21 protein-coding genes are annotated in these 22,913 nt (G+C 70.9%); 13 read left to right on the top strand and 8 right to left on the bottom strand.

Annotation, left to right across the window (positions count from 1 at the left end; translation table 11 throughout):
• Positions 1-16: 16 nt before the first annotated feature.
• The 3 genes from SD460_RS09710 (at position 17) to SD460_RS09700 (ending at position 2,957) form a co-directional block, all read left to right on the top strand.
• Complete coding sequence (locus SD460_RS09710) at positions 17-1,189, top strand: DUF445 family protein (protein ID WP_290062418.1); 1,173 nt, start codon at positions 17-19, stop codon at positions 1,187-1,189.
• Positions 1,190-1,229: 40 nt separating this feature from the next.
• Complete coding sequence (locus tag SD460_RS09705) at positions 1,230-2,438, top strand: DUF445 domain-containing protein (RefSeq protein ID WP_290062413.1); 1,209 nt, start codon at positions 1,230-1,232, stop codon at positions 2,436-2,438.
• An 84-nt stretch (positions 2,439-2,522) separates the two neighbouring features.
• Positions 2,523-2,957 carry a hypothetical protein gene (locus SD460_RS09700; RefSeq protein WP_290062414.1) on the top strand — a complete coding sequence of 145 codons (435 nt, stop codon included), beginning with the start codon at positions 2,523-2,525 and terminating at the stop codon, positions 2,955-2,957.
• Between the two features lies 1 nt (position 2,958).
• Here the strand turns inward: SD460_RS09700 and SD460_RS09695 are convergent, their stop codons facing one another.
• The 3 genes from SD460_RS09695 to SD460_RS09685 are packed head-to-tail and all read right to left on the bottom strand — an operon-like array spanning position 2,959 to position 5,615.
• Positions 2,959-3,840 (bottom strand): metal ABC transporter permease, encoded by an 882-nt coding sequence (locus tag SD460_RS09695; RefSeq protein WP_290062415.1) that lies wholly within the window; start codon positions 3,838-3,840, stop codon positions 2,959-2,961.
• 3 nt (positions 3,841-3,843) lie between these two features.
• Positions 3,844-4,695, bottom strand: coding sequence for a metal ABC transporter ATP-binding protein (locus SD460_RS09690; RefSeq protein WP_318306085.1), 852 nt, complete (start codon positions 4,693-4,695; stop codon positions 3,844-3,846).
• Positions 4,696-4,697: 2 nt separating this feature from the next.
• On the bottom strand, positions 4,698-5,615 hold the full coding sequence (locus tag SD460_RS09685) for a metal ABC transporter solute-binding protein, Zn/Mn family (protein WP_290060184.1): 918 nt from the start codon (positions 5,613-5,615) through the stop codon (positions 4,698-4,700).
• Positions 5,616-5,791: 176 nt separating this feature from the next.
• Between SD460_RS09685 and SD460_RS09680 the strand changes: the two genes are divergently transcribed.
• From SD460_RS09680 to SD460_RS09665, 4 genes are all read left to right on the top strand, one after another.
• On the top strand, positions 5,792-6,892 hold the full coding sequence (locus tag SD460_RS09680) for a LacI family DNA-binding transcriptional regulator (RefSeq protein ID WP_290060185.1): 1,101 nt from the start codon (positions 5,792-5,794) through the stop codon (positions 6,890-6,892).
• A gap of 103 nt (positions 6,893-6,995) precedes the next feature.
• Positions 6,996-7,487: a beta-class carbonic anhydrase gene (locus tag SD460_RS09675; protein ID WP_290060186.1), complete on the top strand. Its 492-nt coding sequence runs from the start codon at positions 6,996-6,998 to the stop codon at positions 7,485-7,487.
• 10 nt (positions 7,488-7,497) lie between these two features.
• Positions 7,498-8,373, top strand: a complete 876-nt coding sequence (locus tag SD460_RS09670; RefSeq protein ID WP_290060187.1) for an iron-sulfur binding domain-containing protein — start codon at positions 7,498-7,500, stop codon at positions 8,371-8,373.
• Between the two features lie 63 nt (positions 8,374-8,436).
• Positions 8,437-9,393 carry a peptidoglycan recognition protein family protein gene (locus tag SD460_RS09665; protein WP_290060188.1) on the top strand — a complete coding sequence of 319 codons (957 nt, stop codon included), beginning with the start codon at positions 8,437-8,439 and terminating at the stop codon, positions 9,391-9,393.
• Positions 9,394-9,458: 65 nt separating this feature from the next.
• Here the strand turns inward: SD460_RS09665 and SD460_RS09660 are convergent, their stop codons facing one another.
• Complete coding sequence (locus SD460_RS09660; protein WP_318306084.1) at positions 9,459-10,205, bottom strand: alpha/beta fold hydrolase; 747 nt, start codon at positions 10,203-10,205, stop codon at positions 9,459-9,461.
• Between the two features lie 75 nt (positions 10,206-10,280).
• Between SD460_RS09660 and SD460_RS09655 the strand changes: the two genes are divergently transcribed.
• Entirely contained in the window at positions 10,281-11,687 is a 1,407-nt protein-coding gene (locus SD460_RS09655) for a M1 family metallopeptidase (protein WP_318306083.1), read from the top strand.
• A 1-nt stretch (position 11,688) separates the two neighbouring features.
• Here SD460_RS09655 and SD460_RS09650 read toward each other — a convergent pair whose 3' ends face one another.
• Positions 11,689-12,516: a hypothetical protein gene (locus SD460_RS09650; protein WP_290060194.1), complete on the bottom strand. Its 828-nt coding sequence runs from the start codon at positions 12,514-12,516 to the stop codon at positions 11,689-11,691.
• Between the two features lie 63 nt (positions 12,517-12,579).
• Positions 12,580-13,965, bottom strand: a complete 1,386-nt coding sequence (locus SD460_RS09645; protein ID WP_290060196.1) for an AAA family ATPase — start codon at positions 13,963-13,965, stop codon at positions 12,580-12,582.
• 51 nt (positions 13,966-14,016) lie between these two features.
• Between SD460_RS09645 and SD460_RS09640 the strand changes: the two genes are divergently transcribed.
• Complete coding sequence (locus SD460_RS09640) at positions 14,017-14,328, top strand: antibiotic biosynthesis monooxygenase family protein (RefSeq protein WP_086862154.1); 312 nt, start codon at positions 14,017-14,019, stop codon at positions 14,326-14,328.
• Positions 14,321-15,118: an SIR2 family NAD-dependent protein deacylase gene (locus SD460_RS09635; RefSeq protein ID WP_318306082.1), complete on the top strand. Its 798-nt coding sequence runs from the start codon at positions 14,321-14,323 to the stop codon at positions 15,116-15,118. The genes SD460_RS09640 and SD460_RS09635 overlap by 8 nt, the downstream gene beginning before the upstream one ends.
• Positions 15,119-15,151: 33 nt before the next feature.
• On the opposite strand, the gene SD460_RS09630 is transcribed toward SD460_RS09635, so the two are convergent.
• Complete coding sequence (locus tag SD460_RS09630) at positions 15,152-16,168, bottom strand: endonuclease/exonuclease/phosphatase family protein (RefSeq protein ID WP_438860679.1); 1,017 nt, start codon at positions 16,166-16,168, stop codon at positions 15,152-15,154.
• 107 nt (positions 16,169-16,275) lie between these two features.
• On the opposite strand from SD460_RS09630, the gene SD460_RS09625 reads away from it, so the two are divergent.
• Both SD460_RS09625 and SD460_RS09620 read left to right on the top strand, forming a co-directional pair.
• Positions 16,276-17,259, top strand: coding sequence for an ATP-binding cassette domain-containing protein (locus SD460_RS09625; RefSeq protein ID WP_290060204.1), 984 nt, complete (start codon positions 16,276-16,278; stop codon positions 17,257-17,259).
• Positions 17,256-18,062 (top strand): ABC transporter permease, encoded by an 807-nt coding sequence (locus tag SD460_RS09620; RefSeq protein ID WP_290060205.1) that lies wholly within the window; start codon positions 17,256-17,258, stop codon positions 18,060-18,062. The genes SD460_RS09625 and SD460_RS09620 overlap by 4 nt, the downstream gene beginning before the upstream one ends.
• Before the next feature lie 73 nt (positions 18,063-18,135).
• Here SD460_RS09620 and SD460_RS09615 read toward each other — a convergent pair whose 3' ends face one another.
• The gene (locus tag SD460_RS09615; RefSeq protein WP_318306081.1) at positions 18,136-21,303 is read right to left on the bottom strand and encodes an AfsR/SARP family transcriptional regulator; all 3,168 of its coding nucleotides are present in this window, start codon (positions 21,301-21,303) and stop codon (positions 18,136-18,138) included.
• Between the two features lie 160 nt (positions 21,304-21,463).
• Between SD460_RS09615 and SD460_RS09610 the strand changes: the two genes are divergently transcribed.
• Complete coding sequence (locus tag SD460_RS09610) at positions 21,464-22,897, top strand: M1 family metallopeptidase (RefSeq protein ID WP_290058645.1); 1,434 nt, start codon at positions 21,464-21,466, stop codon at positions 22,895-22,897.
• The last annotated feature ends 16 nt before the right edge of the window (positions 22,898-22,913 follow it).

Raw genomic sequence — 22,913 nt, 5'->3', positions numbered from 1 at the left:
GCAGGTGTACGTCACCATGCCGTTCATCGCGGCGCTGATCGGCTACGTCACCAAGCGCGTCGCCATCGAGATGATGTTCCGGCCGCTCGAGTTCGTCGGCGTCAAACCCTTCGGCTGGCAGGGCGTGCTGCCGGCCAACGCCGAGCGGATGGCCGCCACCGCCACCGCGATGCTGACGACGAACCTCGTCGACCCCAAAGAGATCTTCGCGCGGCTCGACCCGGCGCAGGTGGCGAAGGAGATCGAGCAGCCGCTGCTGCGGGTCGTCGAGGACGTCACCCGCGACGTGATGGAGACCTACCAGCCGCGGCTGTGGGAGGTGCTGCCGAACAGCGCGCAGCAACTGCTGCTCAAACGCGTGCAGGCCGAAGCGCCGAAGGCGATCACCAAGATCATGCGGGAGATCGCCGACAACATCGAGGACGTCCTCGACCTCGAGCACATGGTCGTGACGAACCTCGTGCGCGACAAGGCGCTGCTGAACCGGCTGATCCGCGACATCTCCCGGCCGGAGATGCGGTTCATCGCCCGCTCCGGGATCTGGTTCGGGTTCAGCCTCGGCTGCGTGCAACTGGTCGTCTGGGCGCTGACGAAGTCGCCGATCGTGCTCCCGCTGTTCGGCCTGCTCATCGGCTGGTTCACCGACTGGCTCGCGCTCAAGATGATCTTCCTGCCGCGCGAGCCCCGCCGGTTCTTCGGGCTCTACACCTGGCAGGGCGTCTTCCAGAAGCGCCGCGACCAGGTGGCCGCCGACTACGGCGACATGATCGCGCGCGAGATCATCACCATCCCCCACCTGCTGGAAGCCGTGCTGCGCGGGCCGAAGTCCGACAAGCTGTTCGCGATGATCACCCGCGAGGTGCAGAAGACGATCGACGCGCAGGCCAGCGTGGTCAAGCCGTTCGTCGCCATCGCCGTCGGGACGCGGAAGTTCCAGGAGATGAAGCAGACGGCGGCGGCGAAGGCCGCGGAGCGCGTCCCGGAGACGATCCGGTACGCGGAGAACTACGCGATCAACGCCCTCGACGTGCGCAACACGATCGTCGACCGGATGCGGAAGCTGAGCGCGCTCGAGTTCGAGCAGCTGCTGCGGCCGGCGTTCCGGCAGGACGAGTGGAAGCTGATCGCCGTCGGCGCGGTGATCGGCGGGCTCGTCGGCGAACTGCAGGTGCTCGCCCTGCTCGGGTAGCCGGTACGGTTTCGCTCTCGGGACCGCGAGGGAGGTCGGGGTGGACGCTGTCCTGCACGACCTCGCGCTGCACTGGCCGGTCTACGCGGCGATGCCGTTCGTCGCGGCGCTGATCGGGTACGTCACCAAGCGCGTCGCCATCGAGATGATGTTCCGGCCGCTGGACTTCGTCGGGATCCCGCCGCTGCTCGGCTGGCAGGGCGTCGTCCCGAAGCACGGCGGCCGGATGGCGGCGGTCGCGACCGAGCTGCTGACGGAAAACCTCCTCGATCTCCGCGAGGTGCTCGACCGGATCGACCCGGTGATCATCACGACCGAGCTGGAGCAGCCGCTGCTGCGCGCGGTCGACCACATCGCGCGCGAGGTGCTCGCCGAACACCACCCGCGGCTGTGGGAGGTCATGCCGACGCTCGCCCAGGAAATGCTGATCAAGCAGGTCCAGGCGTCCGCGCCGCGGCTGGTGCGGGAGTTCCTCGACGACGTCCGCGAGAACCTCGACGAGGTCCTCGACGTCCAGCACATGACGGTCCAGCGGCTGACGCGCGACCGCGCGCTGCTGGTCCGGCTGATCCGCGAGACGTCCCGCCCGGAGATGGCGTTCATCGCGCGGATGGGCATCTACTTCGGCTTCGGGCTCGGCGTCGTCCAGACGGTGGTGTGGGCGCTGACCCGCGAGCCGTGGGTGCTGCCGGCGTTCGGCGGCGTGATCGGGCTGTTCACCGACTGGCTGGCGATCAAGCTGATCTTCGTCCCCCGCGAGCCGGTCCGCGTCGGCCGGGTGATCTTCCAGGGCAAGTTCCAGCGGCGGCGCGCGGAGGTGGCCCGGCAGTACGGCGAGCTGATCGCGACCGAGGTCCTGACCGTCCAGAACCTCCTGGACGCGGTGCTGCGCGGCCCCCGCGCCGACCGCCTGGCGGCGCTGGTGGAGCAGATGGTGTCGTCCGCGGTGGACACGCAGATGCCGCTCTCGTGGACAGTGGGCGGCACGCGCTTGCGGGAGATGAAGCACGCGGCGGCGCGGAAGGCGCTGGAGCAGCTCCCGGACACGGCCCGGTACGCCGAGGGCTACCTGACCGAGGCGATGGACGTCGCCAAGGTGATCGAGCAGCGGATGCTGGCGCTGACGCCGCTGGAGTTCGAGGGACTGCTGCGCCCGGCGTTCCGCCAGGACGAGTGGAAGCTCATCGCCGTCGGCGGGGTGATCGGCTTCCTGGTCGGCGAACTGCAGGTCCTGCTGATGCTGGGCTGACCGGGTGACGCCGCTAAACCCGGCGAGGACCCACGCGTGTTCCGGGCGGCCGACCGGCCGATCGGGACAAGCAGAGGGGAACTCATGAAACGGTTCGTCACCGCGGTCGTTCTTTCGCTCACCGGGCTGTTCGCGGGCGCGGGCGTCGCGTCCGCCGACGTCATCGTGGCTCCGGGGCAGTTCGGGCACGTCTGCAGCGGCTACCAGTACGCTCCCGGCAACTCGGCGCTGTACTGGCAGTCGTGCGCCTGGGCGGACAACAACGAGGTCTACTTCACCGTCCACCTCGGCAACGCCTCGAACTACAACTGGATCCCGTCGCGGGTGAACATCAGCTACTACAAGTCCGGCAGCTACTACCTCTGCGCCTACATCACGAACTACGCGGTGCCGGCCCAGTCGGTCCGGCAGACGCCGAGCAACGCGTGCGTCCTGCAGCGGAGCCGGGCCGCCTACCAGTCGGTCGGCTACCCCAGCGGGGGGAACGCCGCGATCAGCGACACGCTCCAGGTGCAGTAGCTCAAGTCGCCGCGACGAGGTCCGGGGCCGGTTGCACCGCCCGGACTCTCGTCCGGCGGTCGCGCTGCCAGGCGATCAGGCGGCAGACCACGTAGATCAGGAACGAAATCGCCGTCACGAAGGCGCTCACCGGCAGGCCCGGCGCCAGCGACAGCACGATCCCGCCGATCGCCGACACCTCGGCGAACACGATCGAGAGCACCGTCGCGCGCAGCGGGGACGCCGTCACGCGGGCCGCGGCCGCCGCGGGCGTCACCATCAGCGCCACCACCAGCAGGGACCCGACCACCTTCACGCTCAGCGCCGTCGACACGCCGACGAGCAGGGCGAACACCACCGTCAGCGTCTTCACCGGGACCCCGCGCGCGACCGCCACGTTCCGGTCCACCGACGCGAACAACAGCGGCCGGTACACCAGCGCCAGCACCGCCAGCACCACCACCGACGAGACCACGAACAACGTCAGGTTCGTCGAGTCGATCGTGATGATCTGGCCGGTCAGGATCCCGAACTTGTTCCCGGACCGTCCTTTGTAGAAGGACAGGAACAGCACGCCCATGCCGAGGCCGAACGACAGGATCACGCCGATCACCGAGTCGCGGTCCGCGTCGCGCGCGCCGAGGATGCCCAGCAGCAGGGCCGCCGCCACCGCGCCGATCAACGCCCCGTACTCGACGCCGATGCCGAGCAGCAGGGCCGCCGCGCCGCCGGTGAACGCCAGCTCGGACGTGCCGTGCACCGCGAACGACATCCGCCGCATCACGATCAGCGGGCCCATCACGCCGGCCACCAGGCCGAGGATCAACGCCGCCACCAGCGCGGTCTGCACCCCGGAAAGCTCGGTGATCAGCTCCCAGGTCTTGCCGAAGTCGAACAGATCCAAGACTCAGCCCACTTGCTCTTCGACGTCGTGTTCGTGGTGGTGCGGCTCCTCCTCGCACAACGCGCTCTGCGCGCCCGCGATGTGGATCTGCCCGCCCACCTTCAGCACCTCGACGCGGGTCCCGTACAGCTCGGACAGGGTCTCCGTGGTCATGACCTCGTCCGGCTTGCCGATCCGGAACGAGCCGTTGACCAGGTAGAGCACGCGGTCGACGAACGGCAGCACCGGGTTGATCTCGTGCGTCACGAACAGCACCGCGGTGTCCGCCGTCCGGCGCCGGGCGTCGATCAGCTCGCTGATCGCGCGCTGGTGCGCCAGGTCGAGCGACAGCAGCGGCTCGTCGCAGAGCAGCACCTCGGGGTCGCCGACCAGCGCCTGCGCCACCCGCAGCCGCTGCTGCTCGCCGCCGGACAGGCGCCCGACCGGCTGCTTCGCGTACCGAGTCGCCCCCACCGCGTCGATCGCCGAAGCGACGAGACGGCGCCGGGCCGCCGAGCCGAACAGGCCGGGACCCCAGCGGTGGCCGTCGAGGCCCAGCCCGACCAGGTCGACCCCGCGCAGCGTCAGCGACTCGTCGATCGCGCGCTGCTGCGGGATGTAGCCGATCTTGCGGTTGGCGCCGCCCGGGCGCCCGCCCGCGATCTCGACCGTGCCCGCCGACAGGCCCTGCATGCCGAGCAACGCCTTCAGCAGGCTGCTCTTGCCGGAGCCGTTCGGGCCGAGGACGGCGAGGAACTCGCCCGGCTCGACGACCAGGTCCAGCCCGGACCAGAGGGTGCGGGGACCGAACGCCAGGCCCGCCCCGCGGACCCGGACCGCGGGGCGTACGTCGTCGGAGACGGAGACAGGAGGCATGCCTACTTCAACGCTCCCGCCAGCGCGTCCACTTCCCCGGTCATCCAGCCAATGTAGTCGGTCACACCCTGCGGCAGCGTCTCGGTCACGTCCACGACGCCGAGGCCGGCGGCCTTCGCCTGGCCGACGACGTCCTGGGTCAGCGGGGTCACCGTCTGGGCGTTGTTGATCAGCGCCTTGACCTGCTTGGTGGCGATGAGCTGCTTGTACTCGTTCACGGCGCCGGCCGGCACGTCCGTGTCGTTCTCGACGGCGTCGGCGAAGGCCTTCGGCGTCGCGTCCGTCAGCTTCGCGCTCTGGAGCAGGTAGTGCGCGACCGGCTCGGTGACGACGACCTTCGTGCCCGGGTGCGCCGCGCCCAGCTCGCCGAGGCGCTTCTCCAGGTCGCCGACCTTCGCCTTGAACGCCGTCGCGTTGTCGGTGAACGCCTGCTTCGACGCCGGCTGGAGCTCGCCGAGTTGCGCCGCGACCTGGTCGGCGACCTTGCCGACGCCCGGCAGGTCGTACCAGACGTGCTCGTTCTCGTCCCCGGTCGCGGCGATGTCGTAGGCGACGAGCTTCTTCGCGTCCCCGGCCTGGCCGGCGAGCTTGTCGAAGAACTCGTCGTACCCGCCGCCGTTGGACAGGAGCAGCTTCGCGTCCTTCGCCGCCAGGGCGTCGTCGGCGGTGGTCTCGTAGGAGTGCGGGTCGGCCGACGGGTCGTGGATGACCGACTTGACCTCGACCTTGTCGCCGCCGACGGCGCTGACGACGCTGCCCCAGACGTCCGTCGAAGCCACGACCTTGATCTTGTCCGAGCCGCCGGGCTGCCCGCCGCCGTCGGAAGCGGTTCCACCGGAGCACGCGGCCAGGGCGAGCACGGACAGGGCCGAAGCGGCGGCAAGCGCGAAGCCTGTGCGGCGGTTGCGGCGGGAACTCATGCGGGACTCCTGAAGACGCTAATGGAAACCGTTGTCAGATTCACCTTACCCCATCCGGATGACTTCCTGGCCATCCGATCGCGATTGGGTGTATGCGTCTTCGTGCATGCGGATCGAGACATCGACCACCCGGGGTGTCTCTTCAGGAAAACGATCTGAACCGTTACGGTTTGCTGATGGGACGTCCTATTCGCACCCGGAGGCAAGCGACGCTGGCGTCGCTCGCGGCGGAGCTCGGTGTGTCCAGGACCACGGTGTCCAACGCCTACAACCGGCCGGACCAGCTGTCCCCCGAACTGCGCCGCCGCGTCCTCGAGACCGCGCGGCGGCTCGGCTACCCCGGACCCGACCCGGTCGCCCGCTCCCTGCGCACGCGCAAGGCGGGCGCGGTCGGCCTGCTGCTCACCGAGAACCTCTCCTACGCGTTCCGCGACCCCGCCGCCGTCGGCGTGCTCGAAGGACTGGCCCTGGCCTGCGAAGACGCCGGCGTCGGCCTGCACCTGGTGCCGGCCAGCCCGGGCCGCGAAGACGTCGCCGCGGTGCACCGCGCGGGCGTCGACGGCTTCGTCGTCTACTCCGTGCCGGACGACGACCCGCACCTGGCCGCCGTGCTCGAACGCCCGGTGCCCACGGTGATCATCGACCAGCCGAGCATCGAGGGCATCGACCGCGTCGGCCCGGACGACGCGGCGGCCGTCGGCAAGATCGCCGAGCACCTGGTCTCCCTCGGGCACCGGCAGGTCGGCGTCATCTGCATGCGGCTGGCCCGCGAGCGCAACGACGACTTCGTGTCACCGGCGCGCCAGAGCGGCGCGCACTTCCACGTCCAGCGCACCCGGCTCGAGGCGCTCGCGGTGGCGTTCTCGGCCGCCGGCGTCGACTGGGCGGGTGTCCCGGTGGTCGAGCGCTTCGACCACACGGTGGACGACGGCGCGTCCGCGGCCCGCCAGCTGCTGGACGCGTACCCGCAGATCACGGCCGTGATCTGCACCTCGGACATCCTCGCGCTCGGTGCCATGGCCGAGGCCGAACGGCGTGGGCTGCGCGTGCCGCAGGACCTGACCGTCACCGGCTTCGACGGCATCGCCGAAGCCGAGCGGATCGGGCTCACCACGGTCCACCAGCCGGTGCTCGAGAAGGGCAAGACGGCCGGTCGCCTGCTGCTCGGCTCGGCCGAGCGCAGCGCGCCGAAGGTGATCACGCTGCCCACCGAGCTGCGCATCGGGCGCACGTCGGCACCGCCGCGGACGGTCGAGGAGCCCTGGTTCGGCGGGTAGAAACCCGTGACATTGCTCGTACCGCATTGCTCGATCGCGCACCGGCCGGTCAAATGGAGGGGAACGAACCCGCGCCGCGGGGCCACTGGCCGGAAGGTGACCGATGACCTCGATCGACGTACTGCTCAAGCGCAACCAGGAACTCGGCGAGGTGACGCCCGGTGACCGGTCGTCCCCCAAGCCGTCGCTCCAGGTGGCCGTCCTGACCTGCATGGACGCCCGGATCCGGGTGTTCGAGCTGTTCGGCCTCCTGCAGGGCGAGTCGCACGTCCTCCGCAACGCGGGCGGCGTGGTGACCGACGACATGATCCGCTCGCTGGCCCTTTCGCAGCGCAAGCTCGGCACCCGCGAGGTGCTGATCGTGCAGCACACCGAGTGCGGCCTGTCGATGGTCACCGAGGACGACTTCAAGGACGAGCTGGAGAGCGACACCGGCCTGCGCCCGACCTGGTCGGTCGAGGCGTTCCGCAACGTCGAGAACAGCGTCCGGACGTCGGTGGAGCGCGTGCGGCGCAGTGCCTACCTGCCGCACACGGAGAACGTGCGCGGGTTCGTGTACGACGTCAAGACGGGGAAGCTCACCGAGGTGAAGTAGCCTTTTCCGCGTGGCTGTGGACGCTGGCGTACTGCTCGACTGGTTTTCCGCGCACGGCCGGGACCTGCCGTGGCGCGAGCCGGACTGCTCGGCGTGGGGCGTGCTGGTCAGCGAGATCATGCTGCAGCAGACGCCCGTCGTCCGCGTGCAGCCGATCTGGCGCGAGTGGATGACGCGCTGGCCGGTGCCGTCGGCGCTGGCCGCGTCGTCCCAGGGCGAGGTCGTGCGGGCCTGGGGCAAGCTCGGCTACCCGCGCCGCGCGCTGCGGCTGCACGAGGCCGCCGGCGTGATCGCGCGTGACCACGGTGACGTCGTCCCGTCCGATGTGGACACCCTGCTCGCGCTGCCCGGCATCGGTGCCTACACCGCGCGGGCCGTCGCCGCGTTCGCCTACGGGCGGCGCGCCCCGGTCGTCGACACCAACGTGCGGCGGGTCGTCGCGCGGGCGGTGCACGGGGCCGGGGACGCCGGTCCCGCGTCGAACACCCGGGACATGGCCGACGTCGAGGCGCTGCTGCCGGCCGAAGACGCGCCCGCGGCGAAGTTCTCCGCCGCGATCATGGAGCTCGGCGCGCTGATCTGCACCGCGCGCTCGCCGAAGTGCGCGGACTGCCCGATCTACGACGAGTGCGCGTGGCAGCTGGCCGGACGCCCGGAGTACGCCGGCCCGGCCAAGCCGGTGCAGAAGTTCGCCGGCACCGACCGGCAGGTCCGCGGGCGGCTGCTGGACGTCCTGCGCGGCAGCGAAGGACCGGTCGAAAAGGTGAAGCTGGACCTCGTCTGGCACGACGCCGGGCAGCGCGACCGCTGCCTGGATTCCCTGCTGACCGACGGCCTCCTCGAACAGACCCGCGACGGTCTCTTCGCCCTGCCGGGTGAACACTGACGCACTACAACCAAAGTTGGTCAATAGTTGTCTTCGGCGCGATGCGGAGTTACCTTTCTCCGCATGGTCACTGTTGACCGCCGGACCCTGCTCAAGGCGGGGGTGACCGCGACCGCGGCCGGCGCACTGGGGATGACGACCACGGGGACGGCCGCGGCGGCCGTGCCGACACCGACGATCCACCCGACGTCCGAGTGGGGCGCCCGGCCCGCCACCGGCACGATCGTGGTGGAGAACCACAAGCCGACCTACATCGTCGTGCACCACACGGTGGAACCGGGCAACAACACCGACTACTCGCTGGCGCACGCCCTCCAGATCTCGCGCGACATCCAGAACTTCCACATGGACACGCGCGGCTGGATCGACACCGGCCAGCAGTTCACGAACAGCCGCGGCGGCTACATCACCGAAGGACGCCACCGCAGCCTCGAAATCCTGCGCGGCGGCACCCGGCACGTCCAGGGCGCCAACGTCGGCAACCACAACAGCGAGTGCATCGGCATCGAGAACGAAGGCCTGTACAGCACGGTCGACGTCACGACGGCGCTGTGGAACTCGCTGGTCGGCCTGGTCGCCTACATCGCGCACCAGTACTCGATCACGCCCGAGTTCATCAAGGGCCACCGCGACTTCAACTCGACCGAGTGCTGCGGCCAGGTGCTCTACGACCGGCTGCCGGAGCTGCGGACGGCGGTGGGCCGCGTCCTCGGCGTCTCGGTTGCGCGCGCCGAAGCGGAGTGGCCGCTGCTCAAGCCGGGCGCCACCGGCAAGAAGGTCCAGCTGGCGCAGCGGTTCCTGCGCTCGGCCGGCTTCGACGTGCCGGCCGACGGCGTCTTCGGGAAGTCCACAACGGACGCCGTCGCCGCGCTCGCGGCCCGTGCGGGCCTGGAGAAGGACACGTGCACCGCGGCGAAGGCGGCCGACGAGACCGGCTTCCTCGGCGCCGACGTGTGGCCGCTGATCGTCCCCTCGGACCGCTCGACCGCGGCTTGGCGGGCGGACCTGTCTCGCGCGTGACCAGGCGGTCGGTGCACCGGACTCAACGGCGCGCTCGGTGTGCCGTCCGCCTGGTCACGCGTGGCTCACCGGCCCAGGACGTCGCTGAGGAAGGCCTCGACCGCGCCGCGGTAGGTCTCCGGGGCTTCGTCGTGGGGCAGGTGCGCCGAACCCGGCACCACGAGGTGCTTCGCGCCCGGCACCCGCGCCGCGACGGCGGCCTGCTGACCGGACGGCATCGCCGTGTGCTCGCCTTCGACCAGCAGCAGCGGGCAGCGGATGGCGTCGACGACGTCCCAGTAGTCGCGGCGGCCCCACTCGGCCGCGATGACGTACAGGTCTTCGAGGTCGGCGACCAGGTGGTAGCCGTCTTCGCGCTCCTCGACGCAGTCCGCGAAGTACTCGCCCGCGTCGCCGAAGAACTCGCGGACGTGGTCGAGCGACTTGAACGGCACCGGCCAGCTCTCGAAGTACCCGCGCCAGGTTTCGACGGTCCGGCCGCGCTGGTCGGGCGCGAAGTCCTCGGACACGACCGCGCGCACCAGCTCCGGGTACCGCGCGGCGGTCGCCCACGCGTGCAGGCCGCCCATCGAGTGCCCGATGAGCACGGCCGGGCCCGCGTCGAGGGTCCGGAGCGCTTCGGCGATGTCGTCGCTGAAGCGCTCGGTCGTCCAGGGGCCGACCCGCGGGGCGCTGCCGTGGCCGCGCGCGTCGAGGCCGTACACCGCGCCGTAGGGCCGGAGCCACTCCGCGACCCGCCACCAGGTGCGCGCGCGGCCCATCAGGCCGTGGAGCAGAACGATCGGCACGCCGGTGCCGCCGAAACAGAGCACGCGGCCACCTAACCACAAAAGGCCTGCTCCGGAACGTGACCAAGTGATCGCAATCCATCACCTATGGTGGTGGGCATGCGCCGCCGACTCGCTGCCCTCGCCGTCTGCGCCGCGGTGATCGTCGCCGCGGCGTGCAGCGGTGACGCCGTCTCCGGCGTGCCCCAGCCACCGCCCCTGCACCCCGCGCCGGGTGCGTCCGGCGCCGGCGACCCGTACTACCCGGACGACGGCAACGGCGGCTACGACGCCCTCGGCTACCAGGTCGGCGTGACCTACGACCCGCCGAGCGGTCACCTCGACGGCGACACGACGGTCACCGCGCGGGCGACCCAGGACCTGAGCCGCTTCGACCTCGACCTGCGCGGGCTGACCGTGCGAAGCGTCGACGTCGACGGACAGCCGGCGCGCTTCGGCCGGGAAAAGGCGCACGAGCTGGCGATCACGCCGTCGTCGCCGATCCGCGCCGGTGCGACGTTCCGCACGCGGGTGCGGTACGACGGCGACCCGGCGAAGACCCCGCACGAAGGCGGCAGCGAGAACGGCTGGCAGCACTCGGCCGACGGCGGCGCGTTCATGGTCGGCGAGCCGCACTCGGCCGCGTTCTGGTACCCCGTGAACGAAACCCCGCGCGACAAGGCGACATTCACGCTCACCGCGCGTGTCCCGGCCGGCTGGACGGTGGTTTCGAACGGCCGCGAAGGCCCGCCGGGCACGTGGACCGAGCCGAACCCGGTGGCGAGCTACCTGACGACGATCGCGATCGGCAAGTTCAGCATCGACAAGTCGACTTTGCCGGACGGCACCCCGGTGGTCTCGGCGTACGCACCGGGCGCCGAAGGCCACCGCGCGATCGGCGACCGCCTCCCGGAGGTGCTCGGCTTCCTGAGCGCCAAGTTCGGCCCGTACCCCCAATCCGCGGCCGGCGGCATCTTCCTGAACGAGGACGTCCACTTCTCGCTGGAGACGCAAACCCGGCCGACGTACGCGAAGTGGGCCGACCTCCCGACCCTGGTGCACGAGAACGCCCACGAGTGGTTCGGCGACTCGGTATCGCTGCGCGACTGGTCCGACATCTGCCTGAACGAGTGCTTCGCGTCGTACGCGCAGTGGCTGTGGGCCGAGCGCGAGGGCCAGACCCTGGACGACCGCTACCGCGCGGCCATCGAAATCACCCGAGGCAGCACGGACTTCTGGGCGCAGAAGCTGGTCGCGATGGGCCAGGGCCACGAGTTCGAAGGCGTGTACAACAAGGGAATCCTGGCGCTGCACGCGTTGCGCCGCGAGATCGGCGACCCGGCGTTCGACCGCCTGCTCCGCGAATGGCCCACTCGCTACCGCCACGCGAACGCGACGTGGGCGGACTTCGAGGCGATGGCGACGCAGATCAGCGGCAAGAACCTGAAGGAGTTCTTCACGGCGTGGTTCCACGGCACGACACTGCCCGCGGACGCCGACCTCTTCCCGGGCTCACTGCGCAGCTGAACTACTCCACGAAGAGAGCCTCGCCGTTCTCGAGCCGTTCCGCCCAGTCTTCACTCTGCGGTTCCCGCGAAGAGACCAGCCTGAGATTCGCTGCGGTAAGCGCCTCGACAACACGCTCGGCCACCAGCCCACGATCCGGCTCCGCAGAATTCTCCAGCGACACCCACACCCGCGTATCCGCCGCAAGCACCACTCGTGTGGCTCGCCCGGCCGCTCCTCCGAGCTCAGCGGAGCGGAGCACCTCGGCGGTTCGAGTCCGCAAGGCAGCTGCGTTTCGCAGGTCCACCGCGCACGCAGCCGTATATATCGCGTCGGCCAGACCTCTCGCGGCATCAAGCGCGGCGGTGACTTCGAAGGTGTACGGCCCGAACGTCACTTCGTCAGTGGCCGGGTCATAACCGAAACGCGAGTATTCGGCGGCAACTTCCCGCGGAGCAGTCCCCGCGACGACCGCCTTCCTCTGCGGCCCGGCACCGGTGCCTCGTGTCCACTCGTCGAAGTGCAGCATTCCATCTCGCATGTGCCGAAGCCCCGGCATCACCTTGTCGAACGACGTGCGGGCCCGGCTGAGCGCGGCGATCACGGTCAGATCCACCCCGAGTTCGCGCAGCGCGTGCTGTTGCAACTTCTCAGCTAGCCGAAGCTGCCAGAGCGCCACGACCAGCTGACGGGCATCGATCTGACGCGAACTGAATCCCACCCGGCAATCGTCTTCGCCGTGGATCCGGAGGCCGGTCAACATTGCCGACCGGAACCACCACTGCGCTTCCGAAACCGCGATGGCATGGGGATTGTCCGCAGGTGACCAGGTGCTGTCCAGGCTCGACATCCGGGTAGTCTCGCTCAGCAACGTCGAAACACGCCATGTGGTTTCCCGGAGGCATTCCCGGGCTCACTGCGCAGCTGAACTGCCCAGCAAAGACCGCGTCAGGACACTCCGCGCGTCCTGCATCTCCCGCAACGCCGTGGTCAGCTCCTCGTCCCCGACCACCACGTCCTCCTCCGGCCGCGAAGCCAGCGACCGCAACGACGCCCGCCGCAGCAATTCCTTCGCAAAGGACGCCGTCACCCCCTCCGTCGCCGCCACGATCGGCTCGAGATCCGCCGTCAGCTTCAACCCCCGCGCGTACAACCGCAGCAGTGCCTCCCGCCCCGCCGCGTCCGGGAGCGGGATCTCCACCGCCAGGTCGACCCGGCCCGGGCGGTCGGCCAGCGCCTTCTCCAGCGCGCCCGCGCGGTTCGTCGTGAGCAGGAACGTCACGTCGGCGTCGCCGCCCACGCCATCCATCGCGTCGAGCAGGGTGAACAGCAAGGGGTGCGCGTCCGGGCCCATGCCGCGGTCCTGGGCGATCAGGTCGACGTCCTCCACCACGACCACGCTGGGCTGCAGCCGCCGGGCCAGCGCCGCCGCGCGGGCGACGAAGCGCATCGCCGTGCCGGTCAGGATGATCACCGTGGTGTCCGGGAGGCGGCTCATCAGGTAGCGGACGGTGTGCGTCTTGCCGGTGCCGGGCGGGCCGTGCAGGAGCAGGCCGCGCTTGAGGTGCTGCCCGGCGGCCAGCAGCCGCTCGCCGTGCTCGGCGATGCCGACCGTGTGCCGCTCGATCGCGTCGAGCACGCCGTCGGGGAGCACCACCTCCTCGCCGGTCAGCGTCGGCCGCGGCAAGAACGTCAGGAGGTCGTTGCCGCGGTTCTCGCTGGCGCCGAAGGCCAGCACCTGCCCGCGCAGCACGTCGTGCCGGGCCATCGAGCGCTCGACGCGGTCACGCACCTCCGTCGCGATCGCCCGCGACGTCGCCAGCACCTCCAGCCGGCACTCCATCTGCCCCCACTGCTGGTTCGCGCCGCGGATCGCGAGCAGCACCGGCTCGCCGCCGGGCGCCCGCGTGCCGACGAGCCCGAGCTGCACCGCCTCGGTCGCGTCTTCGGGGCCGGTCGCCGTCGTCGTGTAGTCGACCGAGCCGAGCTCGAACGTGCCCTGCTTGCGCGCGATCACGAGCATCCCGATCAGGTCCTCGTGCGTGCGCTGGCCACCCGCGATGCCGAACCAGCCGACGTCGGTGCCGAACTCGGCGAGGTAGGCGTCGACACCGCACTGGATGTTCACGTGCTCCCACATCGGCCAGTTGCGGGTCACGACCACCACGCCCGGCAGCGGCCCGACGTGCCCGGTCACGCGGTCGATCAGCTCGTTGCCCGCGCTCCCGGTCACGGAGTCGGCGGTCGCCCGGATGATGCGCTGCAAGTCGGCGGCGAGATCCCGCTCGGTGCTCCCCATGGGTTTCACAGTGGCACGGATCACAGGCGGCAGCCAACTAGGCTGTCACCCATGAGTGTCGTGAAGATCAACGCGATCGAAGTTCCCGAAGGTGCCGGCCCCGAGCTGGAGAAGCGGTTCGCGGCGCGGATGCACGCCGTCGACCAGCAGCCCGGGTTCCTCGGGTTCGAGCTGCTGCGCCCGGTTTCCGGCGAGACGCGCTACTTCGTGTACACGAAGTGGGAGACGGAAGAGGCGTACCAGGCCTGGGCGAAGGGCGGCCCGGCCGCGGCGGCGCACTCGGGCGAGCGGGCCAAGCCGGTGTCCACCGGGGCCAACCTCCTGGAGTTCGAGGTCGTCCTCGGTTCGCAGCCGGGTGAGTGAGCTCGCCCGTGCCGCGAAGCTGCTCGACGGCGCCGGCGCGCTCCTGATCTGCGCCGGCGCCGGCATGGGCGTCGACTCCGGCCTCCCGGACTTCCGCGGTGGCGAAGGCTTTTGGCGCGCGTACCCGCCGTACGCCCGGCTCGGGCTGCGGTTCGAGGAGCTCGCCGACCCGCGGCACTTCGCCGAAGACCCGGAACTGGCCTGGGGTTTCTACGGGCACCGGCTTTCGCTATACCGGAAAACCGTGCCGCACGAAGGGTTCCGGCTGCTGCGCGACCTCGACCCACCGGGCGGCACCCGCGTCTTCACGTCCAATGTGGACGGACAGTTCCAGCGGGCGGGCTTCGAGCACGTCGCCGAAGCGCACGGTTCGATCCACCACCTGCAGTGCCTGGCCGGCTGCACCACCGACATCTGGCCCGCCGACGCGGAAGTCGCACTGGACGAAGACACCATGCGCGCGCTACCGCCGCTGCCGTCTTGCCCGCGCTGCGGCGGCCTCGCCCGGCCCAACATCCTGATGTTCGGCGACCACGACTGGGTCCCGCACCGCAGCCAGGCCCAGCTCGACGAGCTGACGGCGTGGCGCCGCACCGCGCGCGACCTCGTCGTGGTGGAGCTGGGCGCCGGCCAGGCGGTCCCGACGGTCCGCCGCTACAGCGAACTCGCGAGCGCGGCGACCGGCGCGCTGATCCGCGTCAACCCGCGCGAGCCCGAGATCCGCCACCACCGCGGCGTCTCCATCGCGGCCGGCGCGCTCGAGACCCTGCAAGCCCTCGTGAGTGTTTAGTCGGGTTCTAACCCGACTAAACACTCACGAGCGTCAGGGCAAACGGACCTCGGCGAACGCTGCCCGGTGGTCGCTGCCCGGGACGTCGAACACCCGGTAGTCCAGCACCGCCGCGCGGTTGTCGACGACGACGTGGTCGATCGTCACCACCGGCAGCGACGACGGCCACGTCGGGGCCAGTGCCGAGCCGCGCTCCTCCGCCGCGTCGTTGTAGCCGCGGGAGAGCACCGTGCGGAACGCCGCGTGGTCCAGGGTCGCGTTGAAGTCGCCCGCCAGGATGCGCAGGCCGTGCTCGCCCGCCGCACGGGAGAGGTCCTTCATCTCGCGCTCCCACTGCGGGGTGTCGACGTCCGGGGAGATCGGGTGGACGGCGACGATCTCCGCCACGACGCCGTCACCCAGATCAGCCTGTGCGCCCGGCTGCTTGGCCGCCGAATCGCCGGTCAGGTTGACCTCCTTCAGCGGGAAGCGCGACACGATCCCCGAGCCGAACGCGCCCGGTGCCGGGTGCAGCACGCGGTGCGGCAGGAGCTGGAAGAGCCCGGCCGCGGTCAGCCCGTCGACCACCCGCGGCGTCATCTCGACCAGGTTCAGCACGTCGATCCGCTGCTCGCGCACCAGGTCGACGACGGCCTTCGGGTCCGCCTGGCCGTAGAGCAGGTTCGACGAGAGCACGCGCAGCGTCTTGCCGTGCACTTCGCGTTGCTCGCTCGCCGACAGGCGTGGCACGACGAGCACGGCCAGCGCGATCGACAGCACCAGCGCGACCCCGCCGACCCACCAGCGCCGCAGCGCCAGCGCCAAGCCGCCGACGACCAGGCCCGCGACCGCCGCGTACGGCGTCAGCGACAGCGCGATCAGCGTGTACCAGTCGCCGTCGAAGCCGATCAGGCGCAGCGCCGCCAGGCCGCCCAGCGGCACGACCGGTACCACCAGCAGGGCTGTGACCAGCGGGTTCTTCCGCCGCGACCGCGTCTCTTCCGCAACCACCATGACGCCGAGTATGCCGAGACCGCCCACGAAGGGCTCGGGCACCGACAACTCCTCCACAAGATCTCCACCAGTGGCTGCCAGCGCCTGCCAGCGCGCTGTGCGCGGGCTACCAGCGCCGGCGTCCACAGTGAGGCCCACAACGCGACCAGCGAAGGAGGACGCCCATGTCGCACGCGATCCAGGCCGAGGGCCTGGTCAAACACTTCGGGGAAACCAAGGCGCTGGACGGGGTGGACCTCGAAGTCCCGTTCGGCCAGGTCGTCGGCGTGCTCGGGCCGAACGGCGCCGGCAAGACGACCGCCGTCCGGATCCTGGCCACCCTGATGAAACCGGATTCCGGCAGAGCCACGGTCGGGGGCTACGACGTGGTCAAGGACCCGGTCCGGGTCCGCAGCCTGATCGGGCTGACCGGGCAGTACGCGTCGGTCGACGAGGACCTGAACGGCACCGAGAACCTGGTCCTGATCGGACGGCTCTACGGGATGCCCCGAGCGCACACCAAGAAGCGGGCCGCCGAGCTGATCGAGCGGTTCGACCTGACCAAGGCGGCCAAGCGGCCGATCCGGACGTACTCGGGCGGCATGCGACGGCGGATCGACCTGGCGGCCAGTCTCGTCGGCGGCCCGGAGGTGCTCTACCTCGACGAGCCGACCACCGGGCTCGACCCGCACGCCCGCAACGAGGTCTGGGACGTCGTCCGCGGGCTCGTCGCCGAGGGCGCGACGGTGCTGCTGACCACGCAGTACCTGGAGGAGGCCGACCAGCTGGCCGACAAGATCACCGTGTTCGACCACGGCCGCGTCGTCGCCGACGGCCGCGCCGACGAGCTGAAGCGCCGCGTCGGCGGGCAGACGCTGCAGGTGCGCCCGACGCAACTGTCCGACATGGACGCCGTCGACCGGATCCTCGGTGACCTCAGCGGGGTCCGGCCGACCCGCGACTCCGGGACCGGGCTGCTCACCGCCCCGGTCAACGACCCGGTCCTGCTGTCCACTCTGGTCCGCAAGCTGGACGAAGCCGGGATCACCGCGGACGAGCTGGCGCTGCGGCTGCCCAGCCTCGACGAGGTGTTCCTCGCCCTCACCGGGCACGCCGCCGAAACGTCCACCGAGGACACCACCCGCGACCTCGAAGGGAGCCTGGCATGACGACGCTGGCGCTCGACCGCCCGGCCCCGCCGCGGCACATCAGCCCCGTCAAGGGCCTCCAGCACTCGCTTTCGCTGGCCTGGCGCGGCATCCTGAAGATCCGCAAGAACCCCGAGCAGCTCGCCGACGTGACGCTGATGCCGATCGTCTTCCTGGTGGTCTTCGTCTACCTGTTCGGCGGCGCGCTGTCCGGCTCGACCGACGCGTACCTGCAGCTGGTCGTGCCCGGCGTCATCGTGATGAACATCCTGCAGGCGTGCCTGACCGTCGGGACGAACCTCAACACCGACGTCAGCAAGGGCGTGTTCGACCGGTTCCGCAGCATGCCGATCGCGCGTTCGGCACCGCTGGTCGGCGCCGTGCTGGCCGACGTCGTGCGCTACCTGGTCTGCCTGGTGGTGCTGATGGTCGTCGCGACGCTGATGGGCTACCGGATCGCGACCAGCCCCGGCGAGTTCGCCGTGGCCATCCTGCTCGCGCTGGCGTTCGGCCTCTGCTTCTGCTGGGGCTCGGTGTTCGTCGGCATGCTGATGAAGACGCCCGGCTCGGCGCAGGCGCTGATGTTCGTCTTCATCATGCCGCTGACGTTCGGCAGCAACGTGTTCGTGCAGACGTCGACCATGCCCGGCTGGCTGCGGGCGTGGGCCGACATCAGCCCGGTCAGCTTGATGGCGGACGCGCTGCGCGGCCTGATGAACGGCGGCGCGGTCGCCGGGCCGCTGGCCGGCGCGCTGGCCTGGATGGCCGGTGCCGTCGTGGTGTTCTTCCCGCTGGCCACGTGGGCCTACCGCCGGCGGGTGTGAGGGGCGCGGAAGCACGGGGGTGTTCCGCACCAGGGGAGGTCGTGAGTGATAAGTCGGGTTAGAACCCGACTTATCACTCACGACCGGTTTCAGTGAGGAGCCAGGCGATCGTGTCCTGTTTGGACTGCTTGCGGAGGTTTTCGTAGCGGGCGTCGTAGTCGGGGAGCGCGGCGCGCAGGTCTTCGATGAGCGCGCGAACCTCCGGGCTGCCGAGGTCGAGCCGCCCGCGGATGACGGCGGACGCGGCCAGCACCTTCGCCGCCGTCTCGTACCTGCCTTGCTGCGCGCGGATCATCGCCAGCAGTTCCACCGCGCCCGCCAGGTCCGGCATGTCGCCCCGCCGGTTCGTCGCCCGGATCGCGATGACGGCGTGCGGTTCCGCCTCGTCGGCGAGTCCCTGGACCAGCAGGATCCGCGCCTCGAAGGCGTGCACGAACTCGTCGCCGATGCTGCCGGGGAACCAGTCGTCGCCGCCCATCGCGGTGACGCGGTCGAGCAGCGCCCGCGCCTCGGCCAGCTCGCCCGTGCGCAGCAGCAGTTCGAGCCGCCCGAACATCAGGATCGCCCGGTGCTGCAGGTTCGTGATGTCTTCGCCGTAGCGCTCCGCGGCTTCCTGGTCGCGCCACGCCCCTTCGAAGTCACCGGTACGCGCCCGCTCGACGGCCAGCCGCCACCAGTGCTGCACGGCGTCCTCGTACGAGCGCAGCTCCATCGACAGCGCCAGACCTTCTTGGTAGGTCTCGATGGCCTTCGCGCTGTCGCCGTCCTGGGACAGCGCGTACGCCTTGAAGCTCAACGTCATCGCGATGCCCCAGCGGTCGCCGACCTGCTCGAACCCGGCGTGCGCCTCGTCGCGGGCGCGGTCCGCGCCGGCGACGTCACCGGCGTCGTCGAGCAGGAAGCTCTCCACCCAGTGCGCGCCGGCCCGGGTCCAGGTGTCCGGGCTCGCCGCGGCCCGGCCGACCTCGCGGACGGCGATTTCGCGGTCACCGCCCAGGAAGGCCAGCATCGGCAGCGCCACCGCGAGCCCGGGGTAGCGCGCCACCGCGTCCGTGCGCACGCACTCGTCGACCAGCTCGAGGATCTCGTTCCGGTCGGAGCGGACCGGGATCGCGTCCATCAGGTAGACGAGGGCCCGGTAGGCCGCGCTGACCGCGGGCGGCAGCCGGTCGCCGAAGTCGAGGGTCTCGCGGACCAGGCCGCCGACCCGGCCGCCCTGGCCGAGGATGGTCCAGTACCAGAACATCCCGTCCAGCAACGCCACCGCGTTGTCCACATCGGACGTCTCGATCGCACCGCGCAGCGCGCCGACCATGTTCGCGCTCTCGGCCTCGTACTGGTCGATCGCGCGCAGCTGCTCGGCGGTGCGCAACGTCGGCTCCAGCCGCTGCGCGAGCTCGGCGTAGAACGAAGCCATCGCGCGGCGCGTCCGGTCGTGCTCGCCCGACTCGACCAGCCGCTCGGTCGCGTAGGCGCGCAACGTCTCGAGCATCCGGTACCGCCGCTCACCGGACGCGCCCTCGACCGTGTCCACAATGGACTTCTCGACCAGGCTCCCGAGCACGTACGGGACGTCGGCCGCGGGCAGCAGCTCGTCCGCGCAGACAGCCTCGACCGGCTCCAGCTCGGCCCCGCCGGCGAACACCGAAAGCCGCCGGGCCAGCACCAGCTCGGCCTCGGTCAGCAGGTCCCAGCTCCACTCGACGACCGCGCGCAGCGTCCGCTGCCGGGGCAACGCCGTGCGGCTGCCCGAGGTGAGCAGCCGGAACCGGTCGCCGAGCCGCCCGGCGATCTGGGCCACGGTCATCGAGCGCAGCCGGGCCGCGGCCAGTTCCAGCGCCAGCGGCATCCCGTCGAGCCGGCGGCAGATCTCGCCGACCGAGTCCACAGTGGACTCGTCGAGCGCGAAGTCGGGGCGGACGGCGGCGGCCCGGTCGAGGAACAGCCGGGTCGAGTCGAGCTCGGCGGCCTCCGCGGGCGCGGCGCGTTCGGCGGGCACCGGCAGCGGGCCGAGCGGGCACAGCGCTTCGCCGGTGATGGCGAGCGGCTCGCGGCTGGTGGCCAGGATCCGCAGCCGCGGCGCGCGCTGGAGCAGCTCGCCGGCCAGCCTCGCGGCGGCGTCGACGACGTGCTCGCAGTTGTCCAGCACCAGCAGCGCTTCCGCGCCACCGAGCACTTCAACGGCCTGGTCGAGCGGGTCCAGCGGACGGCGGATCTCGGCGTCGGTGCTGCGGATGTCGCGGACCTCCAGCGCGCTCAGCAACGCGCCGCCGAGGTCGTCCGGGTCGCGGACGCCGGCCAGCGCGGCGAACCAGACGCGGCCGCGCTGCTGCGCCGGGTGCCGGGACGCCGCTTCGGTGGCCAGCCGCGTCTTGCCCGCGCCGCCCGGCCCGGTCAGGGTGACCAGCCGGGCGCCGCCGAGCAGCTCGGCCAGCAGCTTGAGCTCGTCGTCGCGGCCGATGAACGTCGTCAGCCGGGTCGGCAGCCGGTCGGCCACCGGCGACGGCGGCGCGAGCTCGCCCCGCAACGCGGCGACGTGGATCTCCTGCAGCTCGGCCGACGGGTCGACGCCGAGCTGGTCGGCCAGCGTGCGGCGGATCCCGGCGTACACCGACAGCGCTTCGGACTGCCGCCCGGCCGCGCAGAGCGCCCGCATCCGCAGCCCGGCGAGCCGTTCGCGCAGCGGGTCGGCCTCGGCCGCGGCGGTGAGGTCGGCGAGCACGCCGGCGTGCTCGCCCAGCCGGATCAGGGCTTCGAACCGGTCTTCGGCTGCCTCGGCCCGCAGCCCGGCGAGCCGCCGCGCGGGTGCCGCCGCGAAGGGCGCGTCGAGGACGTCGGCGAGCGCTTCCCCGTGCCACAGCCCGAGCGCCTCGGCGAGCAGCTCGGCCGCGTAGCCGTCCCGGCCCGCGGCCAGCTCGCGGCGGCCGTCGGCGGCGAGCCGTTCGAACCGCTCCGCGTCGACGTCGTCCCGCGCGAGGGCCAGCCGGTAGCCGCCCGGCCCGGATTCGACCGGCACCGGCAAGGCCTTCCGCAGCCGCGAAACCAGCGACTGCAGGGCGTTGGCCGCGTCGGACGGCGGTTCGCCGCCCCACAGGCCGTCGACGAGCGCGTCGGCCGGGACCGCGCGCCCGGCGTCCAGCGCGAGCCGGGCCAGGAGCATGCGGAGGCGCGCGCCGCCGATGTCGATCGGGGTGCCGTCGTCTTCCGCCGCACGCAGCGGGCCCAGCAGCGCAACGCGCATGTGTCCAGCTTTCCAGACGGCCGGGCGACCCCGGGCCGGACGGGCACGAAGAGGCCGACGGAAGTGCTGATTATCCGGACAAATGCGACGCAACCCCCGAGCGTAGGTGATCTTGCCACTACGTTGCGTCCGAGGTCACCCGAGTAGGACAGGAGCGTTCATGAGGGGTCAGAAACCGGCCGTGGTCGCGGCCGCCGTGGTCGCCAGCCTCTGCCTCGGCACCGGCGTCGCCGCGGCGGGCGACGGCTGGGGCCCGGCGAAGCCCGGCAGCGACGGCGCCGGGGACAGCTACTACCCGCAGGACGGCAACGGCGGCTACGACGTCGCCGACTACAACCTCAAGGTCACCTACGACCCGGCGTCGCACCAGCTCACCGGGAACCAGGACATCGCCGCGCGGGCGACGCAGTCGCTCAGCTCGTTCGACCTGGACTTCAAGGGCCTGACGGTCGACTCGGTGAAGGTCGACGGCCGGGACGCGAAGTTCAGCCGGACCGGCGACCACGAACTGGTCATCACGCCGTCGCGGGCGCTGCGGCGCGGCCAGAACTTCCAGGTCAAGATCGCTTACCACGGCGAACCCGCGCCGATCAGCGACCCGGCGCTCGGCAACAACGGCTGGCAGTACGCCCAGGCGGGCGGCGCGTTCGTCGCCGGCGAGCCGCGGTCGGCGACCACCTGGTACCCGGTCAACGACACCCCGCTCGACAAGGCCACCTTCCACCTGGCCATCACCGTGCCGGACGAGTGGGGCGTGATCGCCAACGGCCGCGAGAAGCCGTCCTTCAAGGCACCGGGCGGCACCACGCACGTCTGGGCCGAGGAAACGCCGATCGTGCCGTACATGACGACGGTCGCGATCGACAAGTGGACCTTCGACCGCCAGACCCGCAAGGACGGCACGCCGATCGTCAGCGCGTTCGCCCCCGGCGTGCCCGACTCGACGAAGCAGGCCGAGGCGCGGCTGCCGGAGATCCTCGACTTCCTCGAGTCGAAGTTCGGCAAGTACCCCATCGACGCCGCCGGCGGCATCTTCCTCAACGAGCAGATCGGCTTCTCGCTGGAGACGATGAGCCGGCCGATCTACTCCGCGGGCTGGGCCGGCACGGTGCCGACGATCGTCCACGAGAACGCCCACCAGTGGTACGGCGACTCGGTGGCGGTCGCGCACTGGAAGGACGTCTGCCTCAACGAGTGCTTCGCCTCCTACGCCACGTGGCTGTGGGACGAAGGCAAGGAAGGCGTCGACCTCAACAAGCAGTACGCGGACGACGTCAAGAAGGCGTCGACGGCGTTCTGGAACGGCAAGCTCTACGACATGGGCCAAGGCAACGAGTTCACGTACGTGTACTCGAAGGGCCCGATGATGCTGCACGCGCTGCGCAACTACGTCGGTGAGCAGGCGTTTTCCCGGGTCCTGAAGACCTGGCCGTCACTGCACCGCGACGGGAACGCGAGCATGCAGCAGTTCCAGCGCTACACCGAAACCGTCGCGCACAAGAACCTCCAGGGGTTCTTCGACGCGTGGGTGTACGGCACCGGCAAGCCCGCCGACCAGTACCTGTACCCGGGCGGCCTCAAGCCCGCCGCCTGACCCGCATTTCGTGAAG

Source organism: Amycolatopsis solani, assembly GCF_033441515.1.
In the GTDB taxonomy this organism is placed as follows: domain Bacteria; phylum Actinomycetota; class Actinomycetes; order Mycobacteriales; family Pseudonocardiaceae; genus Amycolatopsis; species Amycolatopsis solani.
This window is presented reverse-complemented; position numbering and strand designations above follow the sequence as displayed.

What these genes read in the sequence shown, in the direction of transcription:
- SD460_RS09700 (WP_290062414.1), top strand. Translation starts at nt 2,523, where the DNA reads ATGAAACGGTTCGTCACCGCGGTCGTTCTTTCGCTCACCGGGCTGTTC.
- SD460_RS09675 (WP_290060186.1), top strand. Translation starts at nt 6,996, where the DNA reads ATGACCTCGATCGACGTACTGCTCAAGCGCAACCAGGAACTCGGCGAG.
- SD460_RS09650 (WP_290060194.1), bottom strand. Translation starts at nt 12,516, where the DNA reads ATGTCGAGCCTGGACAGCACCTGGTCACCTGCGGACAATCCCCATGCC.
- SD460_RS09640 (WP_086862154.1), top strand. Translation starts at nt 14,017, where the DNA reads ATGAGTGTCGTGAAGATCAACGCGATCGAAGTTCCCGAAGGTGCCGGC.
- SD460_RS09690 (WP_318306085.1), bottom strand. Translation starts at nt 4,695, where the DNA reads ATGCCTCCTGTCTCCGTCTCCGACGACGTACGCCCCGCGGTCCGGGTC.
- SD460_RS09610 (WP_290058645.1), top strand. Translation starts at nt 21,464, where the DNA reads ATGAGGGGTCAGAAACCGGCCGTGGTCGCGGCCGCCGTGGTCGCCAGC.
- SD460_RS09625 (WP_290060204.1), top strand. Translation starts at nt 16,276, where the DNA reads ATGTCGCACGCGATCCAGGCCGAGGGCCTGGTCAAACACTTCGGGGAA.
- SD460_RS09710 (WP_290062418.1), top strand. Translation starts at nt 17, where the DNA reads ATGCCGTTCATCGCGGCGCTGATCGGCTACGTCACCAAGCGCGTCGCC.
- SD460_RS09620 (WP_290060205.1), top strand. Translation starts at nt 17,256, where the DNA reads ATGACGACGCTGGCGCTCGACCGCCCGGCCCCGCCGCGGCACATCAGC.
- SD460_RS09680 (WP_290060185.1), top strand. Translation starts at nt 5,792, where the DNA reads ATGGGACGTCCTATTCGCACCCGGAGGCAAGCGACGCTGGCGTCGCTC.
- SD460_RS09645 (WP_290060196.1), bottom strand. Translation starts at nt 13,965, where the DNA reads ATGGGGAGCACCGAGCGGGATCTCGCCGCCGACTTGCAGCGCATCATC.
- SD460_RS09615 (WP_318306081.1), bottom strand. Translation starts at nt 21,303, where the DNA reads ATGCGCGTTGCGCTGCTGGGCCCGCTGCGTGCGGCGGAAGACGACGGC.
- SD460_RS09655 (WP_318306083.1), top strand. Translation starts at nt 10,281, where the DNA reads ATGCGCCGCCGACTCGCTGCCCTCGCCGTCTGCGCCGCGGTGATCGTC.
- SD460_RS09665 (WP_290060188.1), top strand. Translation starts at nt 8,437, where the DNA reads ATGGTCACTGTTGACCGCCGGACCCTGCTCAAGGCGGGGGTGACCGCG.
- SD460_RS09685 (WP_290060184.1), bottom strand. Translation starts at nt 5,615, where the DNA reads ATGAGTTCCCGCCGCAACCGCCGCACAGGCTTCGCGCTTGCCGCCGCT.